The organism is Streptomyces sp. NPDC051561 (assembly GCF_044454195.1).
GTDB lineage: Bacteria > Actinomycetota > Actinomycetes > Streptomycetales > Streptomycetaceae > Streptomyces.
Window position 1 is genome coordinate 229,476 of record NZ_JBITDM010000010.1, and the last position, 13,181, is coordinate 242,656.

At 71.6% G+C, this 13,181-nt stretch carries 12 protein-coding genes and 4 tRNA genes; 12 read left to right on the top strand and 4 right to left on the bottom strand.

Translation table 11 applies throughout. The features are described 5' to 3' along the window. The first annotated feature begins 247 nt into the window (after nucleotides 1–247). The 5 genes from ACIA73_RS23355 (at nucleotide 248) to ACIA73_RS23375 (ending at nucleotide 3,587) form a co-directional block, all read left to right on the top strand. Entirely contained in the window at nucleotides 248–613 is a 366-nt protein-coding gene (locus ACIA73_RS23355; protein WP_399440571.1) for a hypothetical protein, read from the top strand. A 62-nt stretch (nucleotides 614–675) separates the two neighbouring features. Continuing rightward, nucleotides 676–1,176, top strand: a complete 501-nt coding sequence (locus ACIA73_RS23360) for a hypothetical protein (RefSeq protein WP_399440572.1) — start codon at nucleotides 676–678, stop codon at nucleotides 1,174–1,176. Between the two features lie 17 nt (nucleotides 1,177–1,193). After that, the gene (locus tag ACIA73_RS23365) at nucleotides 1,194–2,081 is read left to right on the top strand and encodes a DsbA family protein (protein WP_399440573.1); all 888 of its coding nucleotides are present in this window, start codon (nucleotides 1,194–1,196) and stop codon (nucleotides 2,079–2,081) included. Beyond that, on the top strand, nucleotides 2,078–2,944 hold the full coding sequence (locus ACIA73_RS23370; RefSeq protein WP_399440574.1) for a cytochrome c biogenesis CcdA family protein: 867 nt from the start codon (nucleotides 2,078–2,080) through the stop codon (nucleotides 2,942–2,944). Before ACIA73_RS23365 ends, ACIA73_RS23370 begins: the two co-directional genes overlap by 4 nt. A 91-nt stretch (nucleotides 2,945–3,035) precedes the next feature. Continuing rightward, nucleotides 3,036–3,587: a Uma2 family endonuclease gene (locus tag ACIA73_RS23375; RefSeq protein WP_399440639.1), complete on the top strand. Its 552-nt coding sequence runs from the start codon at nucleotides 3,036–3,038 to the stop codon at nucleotides 3,585–3,587. A gap of 46 nt (nucleotides 3,588–3,633) precedes the next feature. On the opposite strand, the gene ACIA73_RS23380 is transcribed toward ACIA73_RS23375, so the two are convergent. From ACIA73_RS23380 to ACIA73_RS23395, 4 genes are all read right to left on the bottom strand, one after another. Next, nucleotides 3,634–3,710: transfer RNA gene (locus ACIA73_RS23380), tRNA-Phe, on the bottom strand. Nucleotides 3,711–3,732: 22 nt separating this feature from the next. Further along, nucleotides 3,733–3,807 (bottom strand) — tRNA-Asp (locus ACIA73_RS23385). Between the two features lie 54 nt (nucleotides 3,808–3,861). Beyond that, nucleotides 3,862–3,934, bottom strand: a tRNA-Glu gene (locus tag ACIA73_RS23390). A 149-nt stretch (nucleotides 3,935–4,083) separates the two neighbouring features. Continuing rightward, complete coding sequence (locus ACIA73_RS23395; protein ID WP_399440575.1) at nucleotides 4,084–5,634, bottom strand: metallophosphoesterase; 1,551 nt, start codon at nucleotides 5,632–5,634, stop codon at nucleotides 4,084–4,086. Nucleotides 5,635–5,693: 59 nt separating this feature from the next. Between ACIA73_RS23395 and ACIA73_RS23400 the strand changes: the two genes are divergently transcribed. The 7 genes from ACIA73_RS23400 (at nucleotide 5,694) to ACIA73_RS23430 (ending at nucleotide 13,053) form a co-directional block, all read left to right on the top strand. Continuing rightward, complete coding sequence (locus ACIA73_RS23400; RefSeq protein ID WP_399440576.1) at nucleotides 5,694–6,044, top strand: metallopeptidase family protein; 351 nt, start codon at nucleotides 5,694–5,696, stop codon at nucleotides 6,042–6,044. After that, nucleotides 6,041–6,544, top strand: a complete 504-nt coding sequence (locus ACIA73_RS23405) for a fluoride efflux transporter FluC (protein ID WP_399440577.1) — start codon at nucleotides 6,041–6,043, stop codon at nucleotides 6,542–6,544. Before ACIA73_RS23400 ends, ACIA73_RS23405 begins: the two co-directional genes overlap by 4 nt. A 3-nt stretch (nucleotides 6,545–6,547) precedes the next feature. Beyond that, nucleotides 6,548–6,922, top strand: coding sequence for a fluoride efflux transporter CrcB (crcB, locus tag ACIA73_RS23410; protein ID WP_399440578.1), 375 nt, complete (start codon nucleotides 6,548–6,550; stop codon nucleotides 6,920–6,922). Nucleotides 6,923–7,142: 220 nt separating this feature from the next. After that, nucleotides 7,143–7,748, top strand: coding sequence for a hypothetical protein (locus ACIA73_RS23415; protein WP_399440579.1), 606 nt, complete (start codon nucleotides 7,143–7,145; stop codon nucleotides 7,746–7,748). Nucleotides 7,749–7,942: 194 nt separating this feature from the next. Further along, the gene (locus ACIA73_RS23420) at nucleotides 7,943–10,399 is read left to right on the top strand and encodes a DEAD/DEAH box helicase (RefSeq protein WP_399440580.1); all 2,457 of its coding nucleotides are present in this window, start codon (nucleotides 7,943–7,945) and stop codon (nucleotides 10,397–10,399) included. Nucleotides 10,400–10,621: 222 nt separating this feature from the next. Further along, the gene (locus tag ACIA73_RS23425) at nucleotides 10,622–12,880 is read left to right on the top strand and encodes a FlgD immunoglobulin-like domain containing protein (RefSeq protein WP_399440581.1); all 2,259 of its coding nucleotides are present in this window, start codon (nucleotides 10,622–10,624) and stop codon (nucleotides 12,878–12,880) included. A 100-nt stretch (nucleotides 12,881–12,980) separates the two neighbouring features. Next, a tRNA-Lys gene (locus tag ACIA73_RS23430) sits at nucleotides 12,981–13,053 on the top strand. Nucleotides 13,054–13,181 lie beyond the last annotated feature (128 nt).

Consider the following 13,181-nt stretch of genomic DNA (forward strand, 5'->3'; position numbering starts at 1 on the left):
GATCTCACTTGGGGCGGGGGACTGGCGAACCATTTCACCGGGGGCAGCCGGAGCGAGTCCGCCTCCACCCCGGAGGCGGGAGCGGGAGCGCCCCGGAGGCGGGCGGGAGCATCCCGGGGGCGGGAGCATCCCGGGGGCGGGAGCATCCCGGGGGCGGGAGCAGGAGTGCCCGCGAAGCGTCCGCCCCGTCCCGTGACAAACGCCCCGTACCCTTTCGGACAGACCTCCTGCGACCCGAAAGGCCCCCGTGCCCCGTACGACACGACGACTCACGCAGTGGTGCGGCCTGGCCGCACTGGTTGCCGTCGTGCTCGGGGTCCTCGGCGGGCCGGCCGTCGCGCAGGGCGGCCAGTCGGTGTCGCACGGCAGTGTGGTCGTGAAGGTGGTGGACGCACCCGGGTGCGACCGCGCCCCCGTGCACCAGGACGGCGCGCATCCCGCGACGCCGCCCCGGACCGGCTCCGCCCACGACCTGGCGCCCGCCCTCTGCGGGGGCGCGCACGCGGCGGCCACCAGCCGGTACCTCGATGCGGCGGCCGGCACCGCGCCCCGGCGCGGGCCGCCCGCCGTGCCCTCCTCACCTGTCGAGCTTTCCGTCCTGTTGCGCGTGTAGCGAGGCGCCGATCCGGCCTGCCCTCGTACATGTACGACATGACACGAAAGAACTCCCCATAGATGTTGATCACCTTGCGCAACGCGGCGCGCGCCTGCGCCGCCTGGCCACCCTCGCGATGGGGCATCGCGGTCGCCTCGGCAGTCCTCTGTGCACTGCTGCTCGGCCTGCCCACCTCGCTCGTGCCGAACCCGGTCTTCGGCCGCATCCTGCCGCCCGAGTGGTGGAACTACCCCGTGTTCGCCGCGTCCGCCCTGCTCGGCGGGCTGATTCTGGCGACGTATCTGGGGCCGCGCGGCGCGCGCGAGCCGCGCGAGCGCCGCAGCCGGCTGGGGATGGCCGGTGGAGTGCTGTCGTTCCTGGCGGTCGGCTGCCCCGTCTGCAACAAAGTGGTGCTGCTGGCCCTCGGCACCTCCGGCGCGATGAGCATCTGGGCGCCCCTCCAGCCCGTACTCGCGCTCGTCTCCCTGGTGCTGCTGGCCGTCGCCGCCGTGCGCCGGCTCGCGGGTGAGGTGGCCTGTCCGGTCGCGCCCGCCACCGCAGCCTCCGCCCCCGCCCTCTGAACTTCCAGGAGCTCCCCATGGCCACGAACAGCGCCAAGAAGAACAGCAAGAACAAGAACATCCTGATCGCGGCCGGGATGGCCGTCGCCGCCCTCGCCCTCGGTGCGGTCTCCTACTCCGCCACCAAGCCCGCGGACAACACCCTCACCCCGACCGAGGAGTCGGCCGCTTCCGTCTCCGCCGACCCGGCGGAGGGGGTCTACCCGGAACTGGAGAAGCTGGCCCGCCGTACCGACGGCGACAAGCTCGCGCTGGGCAGGGCCGACGCGCCCGTGGTGATGGTCGAGTACGCCGACTTCAAGTGCGGCTTCTGCGGAAAGTTCGCCCGCGACACCGAGCCCGAGCTGATCAGCAAGTACGTCGACCACGGCACCCTGCGCATCGAGTGGCGCAACTTCCCGATCTTCGGCGAGGAGTCCGAGGCCGCCGCCCGCGCGTCCTGGGCCGCCGGACAACAGGGCCGCTTCTGGGAGTTCCACCGCGCCGCCTACGCCAAGGGAGCCAAGGAGAAGGGCTTCGGGGAGGACCGGCTGAAGGAGCTGGCGAAGGAGGCCGGGGTGAAGGACCTGGCCGGGTTCACCGCCGACCTCAACGGTGCGCAGGCCAAGGCCGCCGTGAAGAAGGACCAGGAGGAGGCGTACAAGCTGGGCGCCAGCGCCACCCCGGCCTTCCTGATCAACGGCCGCCCGATCTCCGGCGCCCAGCCCGACGACGTCTTCGTGCAGGCCATCGAGCACGCGGTGAAGACCGCGAAGCCGGTCAAGGACGCCAAGCCCGACGCCGGCGGGAAGTCGGGAACGACAGGGGAGAACGCAGGCGAGCAGCCCGGCGAGAAGTCCGGGGAGCAGCCCGGGGATAAGTCCGGCGAGAAGTCCGGCGAGAAGTCCGGGGAGAAGCAGCAGTGACGGCGAACATCGGCTACTTCGCCGCCTTCCTCGGCGGCCTGCTCGCCCTGGTCAGCCCGTGCAGTGCCCTCCTGCTGCCCGCGTTCTTCGCCTACTCGATCGATTCGAGGACCCGGCTGCTCGCGCGTACCGGAATCTTCTACGCCGGGCTGGCGACGACCCTGGTACCGCTGGGCGCGGCAGGTTCGTACGCGGGACGCTTCTTCTACGGAAACCGGGATCTGCTGGTCACCGTCGCCGGCACGGTGATCATCGTGCTGGGCGTCGCGCAGATCCTTGGGATGGGCTTCGCGTCCAAGAAGATGGCCGAGCTGTCGGGACGTATCAGACCCACCACCGCACTCTCCGTCTACGCGCTCGGCGCGGTCTACGGCCTCGCCGGTTTCTGCGCGGGACCCATCCTCGGCAGCGTCCTCACCGTCGCCGCGATGGGCGGCAGCCCGGTCTACGGCGGACTGCTGCTCGCCGTCTACGCACTCGGGATGGCCGTCCCGCTCTTCCTCCTCGCCCTTCTCTGGGAACGCTTCGACCTCGGCAGACGCCGTTGGCTGCGCGGCCGCACCCTCACCGTCGGCCGCTTCGAACTCCACACCACCTCGCTCCTCTCCGGCCTCTTCTTCATCGCACTCGGCGTGATCTTCCTTCTCTTCGACGGCACCACGGCCCTCCCCGGCCTGCTGGACGTCGACAACTCCTTCGCCCTGGAGCAGTGGGCGAGCGGCATCGGCAAGGCGGTCCCGGACTGGGCGCTGCTGGTGGCCCTGGTGGGGGTGGTGGCCGTGGTGCTGGCGGTACGAGGGAGACGCGGCCGGGAAAGTCTGGACACCCTGGCCGACCGGGAAACGGGCGCCTTGTCCGAATAGCGGCTTCTGGGATGCCGGTACCTCCTGGGCCCGGACTGCCTAGTCTGGGCGCAGGAGGTGTGTGGTGACCGTCACTGAGGACCGGCCGCAGATGCTGGCCGAAGAGTTCGAGCGCATTGCCGCCGCCGCCGGGCGCGAGGGTGTCCGGCTGGAGTTCATCCACGGCAGGCTGGGGGTCAAGGCGGTGCCGGACGGCGACCACGACGAGATCCTTCGCTGGCTGAGCAAGCGGTGCATGCAGGCCCGGCCCGATCTCTGGCTCTATCCGGAACGTGGCTTGAGAATCGAGGAGTACCGCAAGGGCTATGCCAAGCCGGCCGGGGCCCTCGCCCCGGAGGGCAGTTTCGCCGGCCAGGGCGAATGGGCCGACCCCGGCAAGGTCCTGATGGTTGCCGAGGTCACCTCGTACGACAGCGACACGGACCTGCGCGACCGGAGGGACAAGCCGCTCGCGTACGCCCAGGCAGGTATCCCCGTCTACCTGCTGGTCGACCGGGACAGCTGCGAAGTCCTCGTTCACAGCGAACCGGACAGCGGCACCTACGCCCACCTCGTCCGGCGTCCCTTCGGCCGCACCATCGAGCTGCCCGACCCGGTCGGTTTCGCGCTGGAGACCGAGCCGCTCAAGGCCTGGGTGCGCTGAAGTCGCGTACGCGAAAGGCCCCGTTCGATGAACGGGGCCTTTCGAATGGTGGCTGGGGCCGGGATCGAACCGGCGACCTATCGCTTTTCAGGCGATCGCTCGTACCAACTGAGCTACCCAGCCACTCGGATCTTGCGATCCGCAGCGGTCCTGACGGGATTTGAACCCGCGGCCTCCACCTTGACAGGGTGGCGAGCACTCCAAACTGCTCCACAGGACCTGGCTTGTGCGAGACGCCCTTCGTCAGACGAAGAAGTCTCGCACAGATAATGCGTACCCCCAACGGGATTCGAACCCGTGCTACCGCCTTGAAAGGGCGGCGTCCTGGGCCACTAGACGATGAGGGCTAATTGGCCCGCCATCGCGCCTTGCAGCGCGTCGGGGACGTTTGAAGCATAGGTGATGCCGGCGGGGTTCGCCAAAACGGTTTAGCGGGAGCCGGGAGCGGGGGCGGACGGGGGCTTGGCGACGGGGGTCCGTGGCCGAGCCACTGATGTCACTTGCCCGTCGGGAGATGGCGGCTGACCTCGGCTGTTGTCAGACCGAGGCCACCCAGGGTGATCTCGTCCCAGGCCTGGAGGCGGCGGGTGTCCCGGTCCAGGTAGAGGAGGGAGGCGCGGATCTTCTGGGGATCGTCGTCCTCGACCGCGCGCAGGCCGCCACCGCCGGTGGAGCCCTCGACCATCAAGCGGGTGCCGCGCTTCATGACCTCGGTCTTGCGGGTGTGGGTGTGGCCGGCCAGGGCGAGGGGGACCTCGCCGTCGGTCTGGGCGGCGGCGACCGGGTTGTGCGCGACGGCGATGTCGACGGGGGTGCGGGCGGCCCTCTGGTCGCGGAGTGCGGCGGCGAGCTGGACGCCGGCGACGCGTTCGTTGCCGTCGCCCTGGGGTTTCACCGAGCGGTCCGGGGTGAACTGGGGGTCGCCGATGCCCGCGACGCGCAGGCCGCCCGCGACGGTGACGGCCCGGCCGTTGTCGAGGACGTGCACGTTCTTCAGACGGGAGAGGTACGTCTGGGTGGCCGCCGAGTCGTGGTTGCCACGGACCCAGATGTACGGGGCGCCCAGGTCCGGGATCGGGTCCAGGAAGGCGTTCTCGGCGGGGCTGCCGTGGTCCATGGTGTCGCCGGAATCGATGATCGCGTCGATGTCGTACTGCTCGACGAGCGAGCTGATGATGTGCCACGACGCCGGGTTGAGATGGATGTCCGAGACGTGCAGGACGCGCATCGTGCTGGGCGAGGGCTGGTAGGCGGGGAGGGTGGAGGTGGCGTTGTACAGCTTGGTGACATTGGTGACCAGGCGGGCCAGCTCCTGCTGGTAGACGTCGAATTCGGCCATGATGTCGCGGGCGTCGCCGACCACCGAGGGGGCCGAGGAGAGCAGGCCGGAGAACTTGGGCTCCAGTACGGATTTGGGGTTCCAGGTGGCGTACGCCGCGACGCCCGAGGCCGTCAGCAGGGCGAGGGCCAGTCCGCCGGCGGCCAGGGCGCGGCGGGGGCGGCGGTAGACGACCAGCCCCAGGGCGGTGGCGCCGGCCAGGACGGCGGCGGAGGAGCGCAGCGCCAGATCGAGGGTGCCGGTGGCGACGTCCTCGGTGATCTCCTCCTGGAGGCCGGATATCCGCTCGGGGTGGCGGACCAGGGCGGAGGCGCGTTCCGGGTCGAGCTGGTCGATGTCCACATCGAGGCGGATGGGGGCGGTGTGGGAGTCGAGCTCCAGGGCGCCCAGGGGAGAGACGTTGATCTTGGTGCCGCCGGTGACGGAGGGACGCAGCGTCATGGTGGTGTCCATGGGGCCCACCGGGGCGCGGACGGCGCCGACGACCAGCAGTCCCAGCCAGGCTCCGAGCAGGACCACGGCGACGAGGCCGAGTGCGCGGCCCCACGGGTGTGGGGTGTGATCCAGCGTGCTGGTGGGGGCCGTGTGGTGCGAGCGGTAGTGGTTGACCAGGCGGGCGGCGGTGCTGCGGAGGCGGTGGGGGAGGGGTGCGGTGCGGGGTGCGTCGCGGGGCCGGTCCGGTGGCTGGGCTCGGGGTGCTCGGGCCATTGGGCCCGTATGCCCAGTCGCACGGGCGGCCATGCCGGGTGGTGGACGAGAATGGGCGCGTGCTGGAGATGACGCGTGAGGAGTTCGAGGAACTGGTCGCCGAGGCCCTGGACCGGATACCGCCGGAGTTGACGCGGTTGATGGACAACGTCGCGGTGTTCGTGGAGGACGAGCCCGAGAAGGACGACCCCGAGCTACTGGGGCTGTACGAGGGGACGCCGCTGACGGACCGGGGGGAGTGGTACGCGGGCGTACTGCCCGACCGCATCACGATCTACCGGGGTCCGACGCTGCGGATGTGCGAGGACCGGGAGGACGTGGTGGCGGAGACCGAAATCACTGTCGTCCATGAAATCGCTCACCATTTCGGGATCGACGACGAGCGGCTGCATGCGCTGGGGTACGGGTGACGGGATCGCCGGGTCCGGCGGCGGGGGCGGCCGGCCGGTCTGATCAGGCCGGCCCGTCGGGTCCGGCGGCCGGTCCCGCCGGCCCGGTCGCGGCCGAGTGGCCGGTGCTCGCCGCCGTCTCCGTGGGGGGTGCGCTCGGGGCGCTCGCGCGGTACGGGGCGCTGCTGGCGTGGCCCGCGCCGGACGGGGGATTCCCGTGGACGGTGTTCGGGATCAATGTGCTGGGGTGCGCGCTGATCGGGGTGCTGATGGCGCGGGTCGCGGAGGGCGGACGCCGGGCGCATCCGCTGGCGCGGCCGTTCCTGGGGGTGGGGGTGCTCGGGGGGTTCACCTCGTTCTCGACGTACGCCATGGACGTCGACGACCTGCTCGGGCGGGGTGAGGCGGTGACGGCGGCGGTGTACGCGGCGGGGACCGTGGCCGGAGCACTGGTGGCCGTGTGGGCAGGGGCCGGCGCGGTGCGGTGGGCACTGCGGCGGCGCACCGGGGAAGAGACGTAACGGATGAACTGGCTGCTGGTGGCCGTCGGCGGTGCTTTCGGCGCGCCCCTGCGGTATCTGACGGACCGTGCGATGCGGGCGCGGTTCGGCGCCGGCTTCCCCTGGGGGACGCTGGTGGCGAACACCGTCGGAAGCGTGCTGCTCGGGGTGGTGACCGGGGCGGTCGCGGTGGGCGCGGCCTCCGGTTCCGTGCAACTGCTGATCGGTACGGGGCTGTGCGGGGCGCTCACGACGTATTCGACGTTCAGCTACGAGACCTTGCGGCTGGCGGAGGGCGGGCGGCGGGGGCTCGCGGTGGCGAATGTGGCGGTGTCCGTGCTGGTGGGGCTGGGGGCGGTGGCGGCCGGGACGGTGCTGGGGCGGGGACTCGGCGGGTAGCGGCGGGGCCTGTCCGCAGGGGCGCGGGCGGTGTGCCCGGGGTGTGCCGGGGGTGGCGGCGCGGTGGTGGTCGCGTGCGGGCGCGTGTCCCCGGCGGGGCAAACGGAGTTGAGAGGGCAGACCCCAACCAGCCTTACGGCTCCCCCGACCGCCGCAGACCCGTGCATCCGTGCCGCCTGTCGCCGTCGTCACCCGGGGCCGTCATCCCGGAGGTGCGCCCGTGCGCCAGCTGCCCGCCCCTGTCCGTCTCGCCGCCGCGGTGCTCGCGGTGGCGGCTTCCGCAGGCTGCATGAGCGTCAGCGACGAAGGGGGCAAACCTCTTCCCGCCAAGCCCGCCGCCAAGCAGGAGCAGACGGACCGGGGCGGCGGCGCCACGGTGAGTGGCGAGGGGCAGGGACGTACCGACGGAAGGCCCGTTTCCCGAGGTGGAGGCGGTGCGGACGGCGAGGGGGGCGGTACGGAGGCCTCGGGCGCGCCCAGCGCCTCGCCGGGCCCGGAGGCCACCCCCGCGAAGGGCGCGGGGGCCGCCACGCCGCCCCCGGGGGCCGCGACGCCGTCGCGCACACCGGGGGGCCCGACGCCCACCCGGCCGGCCGAACCGCCGACGCCCACCCCGCCGCCGACCAGCAGCGCACCCGAGCCGACTCCGACGCCCACCCAGCCGCCGGAGCCGACCGTGCAGCCGACCCCGTCGATGACGCCGGCGGCGGAGCTCCGGGCCTCAGGGACGCAGGAGCCGGTCGAGTTCCACGGCTCGTACCGGACCACGCAATTTCACGGGGAGCGGCTGGGGAAAGCCGCAAATCCGCAGGTGGCAGCGGTGTAGCGCGGTCGATTTGCCAGGTGTGGGGGAGGGTGCGTAAGGTTATAGATCGTTTGATCCCATTGCCCGGCGCCGAAACAGAAGAGCGCCGTGTGGCGCGTACTCTCCCTTGCCGTGACTGACCGCATCGAGGCGGTTTCACTTGCGATTCACGGAGTTTGGGCGCGTGCCGAGACTCCGAGAGGTTTCGCATCCGCATGTCTATTTCCAGTTCTGACCGCACCGCCATGCCCACTGACGCCGAGCAGCAGCTCGACACCGCGTCGGTCGAGGCAGTCGAGACGGTCAACCCCGCCGAGGTCGTAGAGGCCGCCACCGAGATCGTCGCGTCGGCCGAGGCCGTCGCCGCCGAGCCGGTCGCCGCCGAGGCGCCCGAGGCGGTTGTCGCCGACGAGGCCCCCGTGGCCGAGGTCGCCGACTCCACCGACGTACAGGCCACCGACGTACAGGCCGCTGACGTACGGGCAGAAGCTGACGTACAGGCCGAAGAGGCCGTCGACGCCGAGCCCGCCTACACCGGTCCCACCTTCGGTGACCTGGGCCTGCCCGAGGGCATCGTCCGCAAGCTCGCGCAGAACGGCGTCACCGCCCCCTTCCCGATCCAGGCCGCGACCATCCCGGACGCCCTGGCCGGCAAGGACATCCTCGGCCGTGGCCGTACCGGCTCCGGCAAGACCCTCTCCTTCGGTCTGCCGACCCTGGCCACGCTGGCCGGCGGCACCACCGAGAAGAAGAAGCCCCGCGCGATCATCCTCACGCCGACCCGTGAGCTGGCCATGCAGGTGGCCGACGCCCTCCAGCCGTACGGCGACGTGCTCGGCCTCAAGATGAAGGTCGTCTGCGGCGGTACGTCGATGGGCAACCAGATCTACGCGCTGGAGCGTGGTGTCGACGTCCTCGTCGCCACCCCGGGCCGTCTGCGCGACCTGCTGAACCGTGGCGCGGCCTCCCTGGAGAACGTCCAGATCGCCGTACTCGACGAGGCCGACCAGATGTCGGACCTGGGCTTCCTGCCCGAGGTCACCGAGCTGCTCGACCAGATCCCCGGCGGCGGCCAGCGGATGCTCTTCTCCGCCACCATGGAGAACGAGATCTCCACCCTGGTCAAGCGCTACCTGTCGAACCCCGTCACGCACGAGGTCGACAGCGCGCAGGGCAACGTCTCGACCATGACCCACCACGTCCTCGTCGTGAAGCCGAAGGACAAGGCGCCGGTCACGGCCGCGATCGCCGCCCGCAAGGGCCGCACGATCATCTTCGTCCGCACCCAGCTGGGCGCCGACCGTATCGCCGAGCAGCTCCAGGACTCGGGCGTCAAGGCCGACGCCCTGCACGGCGGCATGACGCAGGGCGCCCGTACCCGCGTCCTCGAAGACTTCAAGAAGGGCTACGTCAACGCCCTGGTCGCCACCGACGTCGCCGCCCGCGGCATCCACGTCGACGGCATCGACCTGGTGCTGAACGTGGACCCGGCCGGTGACCACAAGGACTACCTGCACCGCTCGGGCCGTACCGCCCGTGCCGGCAAGTCCGGTGTCGTCGTCTCGCTCTCCCTGCCGCACCAGCGCCGCCAGATCTTCCGCCTGATGGAGGACGCGGGCGTCGACGCCTCGCGTCACATCGTCGGCGGCTCGGGCGCGTTCGACCCGGAGGTCGCCGAGATCACCGGTGCCCGTTCGCTGACCGAGGTCCAGGCCGACTCCGCGACCAACTCGGCCAAGCAGGCCGAGCGCGAGGCCAAGGAGCTCACCAAGGAGCTGGAGCGCGTCCAGCGCCGTGCGAGCGAGCTGCGCGAGGAGGCCGACCGTCTGGTCGCCCGTGCCGCCCGTGAGCGTGGCGAGGACCCGGAGACCGCTGTCGCCGAGGCCGCCGCCGCTGCTGAGGCCGAGGCCCAGGAAGAGGCTCAGGCCGAGGCCGCCGCTGCCGCCAAGGCGGCGGAGGAGCAGCGTCAGCGCCGCGACGACCGCGGCAACTTCGAGCGTCGTGACAACGACCGTGGCGGCTACCGCGGGAACAACGACCGCGGCGGCGACCGTGGTGGGTTCCGCGGCAACGACCGTCGTGACGACCGGGGCGGCGACCGCGGTGGCTTCCGCGGCAACGACCGCAACGACCGTCCGTCCGGCGGCTACCGTGGCGGCGACCGCAACGACCGTCCGGCCGGCGGCGGCTTCCGCCGCGACAACGACCGTCCGGCGTCGGGTGGCTTCCGTGGCGGCGACCGTCGTGACGACCGCGGCGGCGACCGTGGTGGCTTCCGCCGCGACGACCGTCCGTCCGGTGGTTTCCGTGGCGGTGAGCGCAGCGGCAGCGACCGCCCGGCGGCCACCGGCTACCGCGGCAACGACCGCAACGACCGTCCGGCCGGCGGCGGCTTCCGTCGCGACAACGACCGTCCCGCGTCGGGCGGCTTCCGCCGCGACGACCGCAGCGACCGTCCGGCGACCGGTGGCGGCTTCCGCTCCGGCGGCAGCGACCGTCCGTTCAACCGCGACCGTCGTGACGAGCGTCCCTCGGGCGGCTTCCGTGGCGGCGACCGTCCGTCCACCGGCGGTGGCTTCCGTGGCGGCGAGCACCGCTCGACCGGCACCGGCACCGGCACCGGCTCCTTCGGCCGCCGCGACGACAAGCCGCGCTGGAAGCGCAACGGCTGAGTCCGAACGCCGGGGCTGAAGTAGCCCCAACTCCCTGAAATGGGCCCGCTCTTCACGAGTGGGCCCATTTCTCTTTTCACTTCCGCCACAAACGGAACTGGGTTAACATCCGGCGACTTGTGTGACACGTGCCATGCGCGCGTGCGTGGGAAGCGGCCGGGGGGCTGGGCCGATCGCCCCCTCCTGGGCTGCCTGGGAAGGGTGCTTGCGATGAATCGACGTATGCGAGTGAGATCCGCGGTGGCGGTGACGGCGGTGCTGGGCACGGCGGTGGGGCTGGTGCCGGTGCTGGGGGGAGTGGCGGGAGCCGGGGAGGCGGAGCCGGCCGAGGAGGTGGTGCTCCCGGCGAGGGAGCGGGTCGAACCGCGCAACGCCGCCCTGCTGACGGTCGGCACTACGGGATACCTGCAATCCGCCGAGGGGCACGCGGGCACACTGTGGACCGACTTCGCCACCGGAGTCGGCCGCCCTCTGCAAGCGCTGAGCAGCACCCTTCCGTACGAGGGCCTTACCGCCAGGAGTTACCCCGCCAAGGGCGCGGAGCCCGCCCGCGTCCTGCTCACGGACCTGGGCAGCGGCACGACGGTCACGGTGCCCCTGGGCCCGAAGGACTCCTGGACCCGGGCGTACACCAAGGACACGGTGACCGTACTGCGGCGCGGCGCCGACGCTGCCGCTCCGCTCCGCCTGGTCACCCTCCGGATGGTCGACGGAAAGGCCCAGGAACGGGACATCCAGGGCCTGCCCGCCCAGGCCGGCGGTATCGCCACCCGCTTCCAGGACGCCCACGGCGCCGTCGTCCACCTCACGGCCACGGACAGTTCCTCGGGGTTCTACGTCCTCGACTACGCGGCGGCCACCCTTCGACGCATCCCCACCGCCAGCGCGCAGAACGCCATCGGGATCAGCCGGAAGCACCTGCTGTTCCGTACGCCCAGCAGTGCCCCGACGGGCAAGGTCGTCCTCTTCTCCCGGGCTGATCCCGGCGCCCCGCCCGCAGAGGTGGTGCTGCCCAACGCGTCCAGCGTGGCGGCCGTCGGCGACTGGCTGCTCGCGGCGCTCGCCGCTCCCGACAAGGAGAGCCCGGGAGGCCCCCTGCTGGCCTACCCGCTCAGCGGCGGTGCGCCGAAGCAACTGCTCGCGCACGCGAGGAGGGCCGCACCCCTCAACGAGCCCGCCACCAGCGTCCTGGCGATCGGAGGGACGAGCGCTGCGGACTGGGCGGTGCGCCGCATCACCGTCACAGCGGACGGCTCCCCGGCCGTCACCACCGTACGGACCCTGCCACCCGCCCCGGCGCGGGTGGAGTCGCTGGTCCTCGGCGGTAGCACTCTGGGCTACGCCGGCGCGGTCGAGGGCAGCATGCTGCCGGGGCTGCACACCCGGGAGCTGTCCCCGACCGGCACTCCCACCGCGGGCGCCGCCAGGCTGAACCAGCGATTCGACAGCTCCCCTGCGTACACCTTCGCCCTGGGCAACGGCAGGGTCGCGTACTCCATGGGCAACGGCGTCGTGTCGCCCAACCCGGATGGCACCCTGCGCGTCACCCCCGTACCGGCAATGGGCTGGCTGAGGGATGCGTCGGGCCGGTACGCCGTCGCGAACGGCGAGGGCGGGCAGCAGTACGTGGTGGACATGGAGGCGACCACCGGCAACCAGCTGGTCCTCACCCGCGAGGTCTCGGCGGTCGCCCTGTGGGGCGACACCCTGTGGAAGCCCGCCGCCGAGGAAGGCACGGTCGAGTCGTACAACCTGAAGACGAAGGTGACGGGCCCGGCCGTCAACCTGGTCGGCGGCTGCACCCCGGAGCGGCTCCAGGCGGTCGGCCGCTGGATCTACTGGGAGTGCGACCCCTTCCGCACCGGGGTCTACGACACGGTCGCCAAGAAGCGCGTCCAGGGGGCAGGGGGTGCGAACGCGAAGCTCGGCGACGGTTTCCTCGTACGGAGGGACGACGACGGCCGGCTGCTGCTCACGGACTTCACCAAGGCGACCCCGGAGGCCGAAACGATCTCGGCCCCCGGGACCACCCAGTGGACCGTCGACGCGTACGGCGGTCATGTCGCCTTCGCCGATGCCGAGCAGCGCATCCACCTCAAGCCCACCGGCGTCGCCCGCCAGGCCGTCACGGTCCTTGAGTCCGAGGTTGACGAGACAGCCGTCGCCCGCAACGCCGCCGACCCCTGGAACGCCCGCTTCTTCCTCTCCCGCCCCGCCGCCCGCTGGACCCTCACCTTCACCAACGACCGCACCGGCACCACCGTCGCCACCCGCACCGGCACCGCCCGAGAAGGCACCCAGATCACCCCCGTCTGGGACGGCAAGGACGACAAGGGCAACGTCGCACCCAGCGGCCGCCACACCTGGACCCTGACCGTCGACCCCGGCGACGGCACCGGAGCCCGCGAGGTCACCTCCGGCACCCTCGGCCTCTCCGGCACGTCACCGGTGAAGATCTGGCACCGGAACGGGCCCAAGTAGCCCTCGCGCACCGGGTGCGCACAGGGCACGGAACACCCTGTGCGCAATACCCGATCGGTCGTCGCGAGTCGGGCAGCTATGCTCTTGGGAGTCCTGCCGAGGGCCATTAGCTCAATTGGCAGAGCAGCGGACTTTTAATCCGTTGGTTGTCGGTTCGAGTCCGACATGGCCTACAGGACACTCGGCCCCTGACCTGCGGTTTCCTCCGCCGGTTAGGGGCCGAACCTCGTTCCAAGATCATTTGCTGGCCCTCTGCTGGCCCGGAGAGCAAACGATCATGAGTGCGAGGGCGTCTCGGTGC

Coding starts and splice junctions, on each gene's coding strand:
- ACIA73_RS23360 (WP_399440572.1), top strand. CDS start 676: ATGTTGATCACCTTGCGCAACGCGGCGCGCGCCTGCGCCGCCTGGCCA.
- ACIA73_RS23365 (WP_399440573.1), top strand. CDS start 1,194: ATGGCCACGAACAGCGCCAAGAAGAACAGCAAGAACAAGAACATCCTG.
- ACIA73_RS23375 (WP_399440639.1), top strand. CDS start 3,036: ATGCTGGCCGAAGAGTTCGAGCGCATTGCCGCCGCCGCCGGGCGCGAG.
- ACIA73_RS23395 (WP_399440575.1), bottom strand. CDS start 5,634: ATGGCCCGAGCACCCCGAGCCCAGCCACCGGACCGGCCCCGCGACGCA.
- crcB (WP_399440578.1), top strand. CDS start 6,548: ATGAACTGGCTGCTGGTGGCCGTCGGCGGTGCTTTCGGCGCGCCCCTG.
- ACIA73_RS23420 (WP_399440580.1), top strand. CDS start 7,943: ATGTCTATTTCCAGTTCTGACCGCACCGCCATGCCCACTGACGCCGAG.
- ACIA73_RS23425 (WP_399440581.1), top strand. CDS start 10,622: ATGCGAGTGAGATCCGCGGTGGCGGTGACGGCGGTGCTGGGCACGGCG.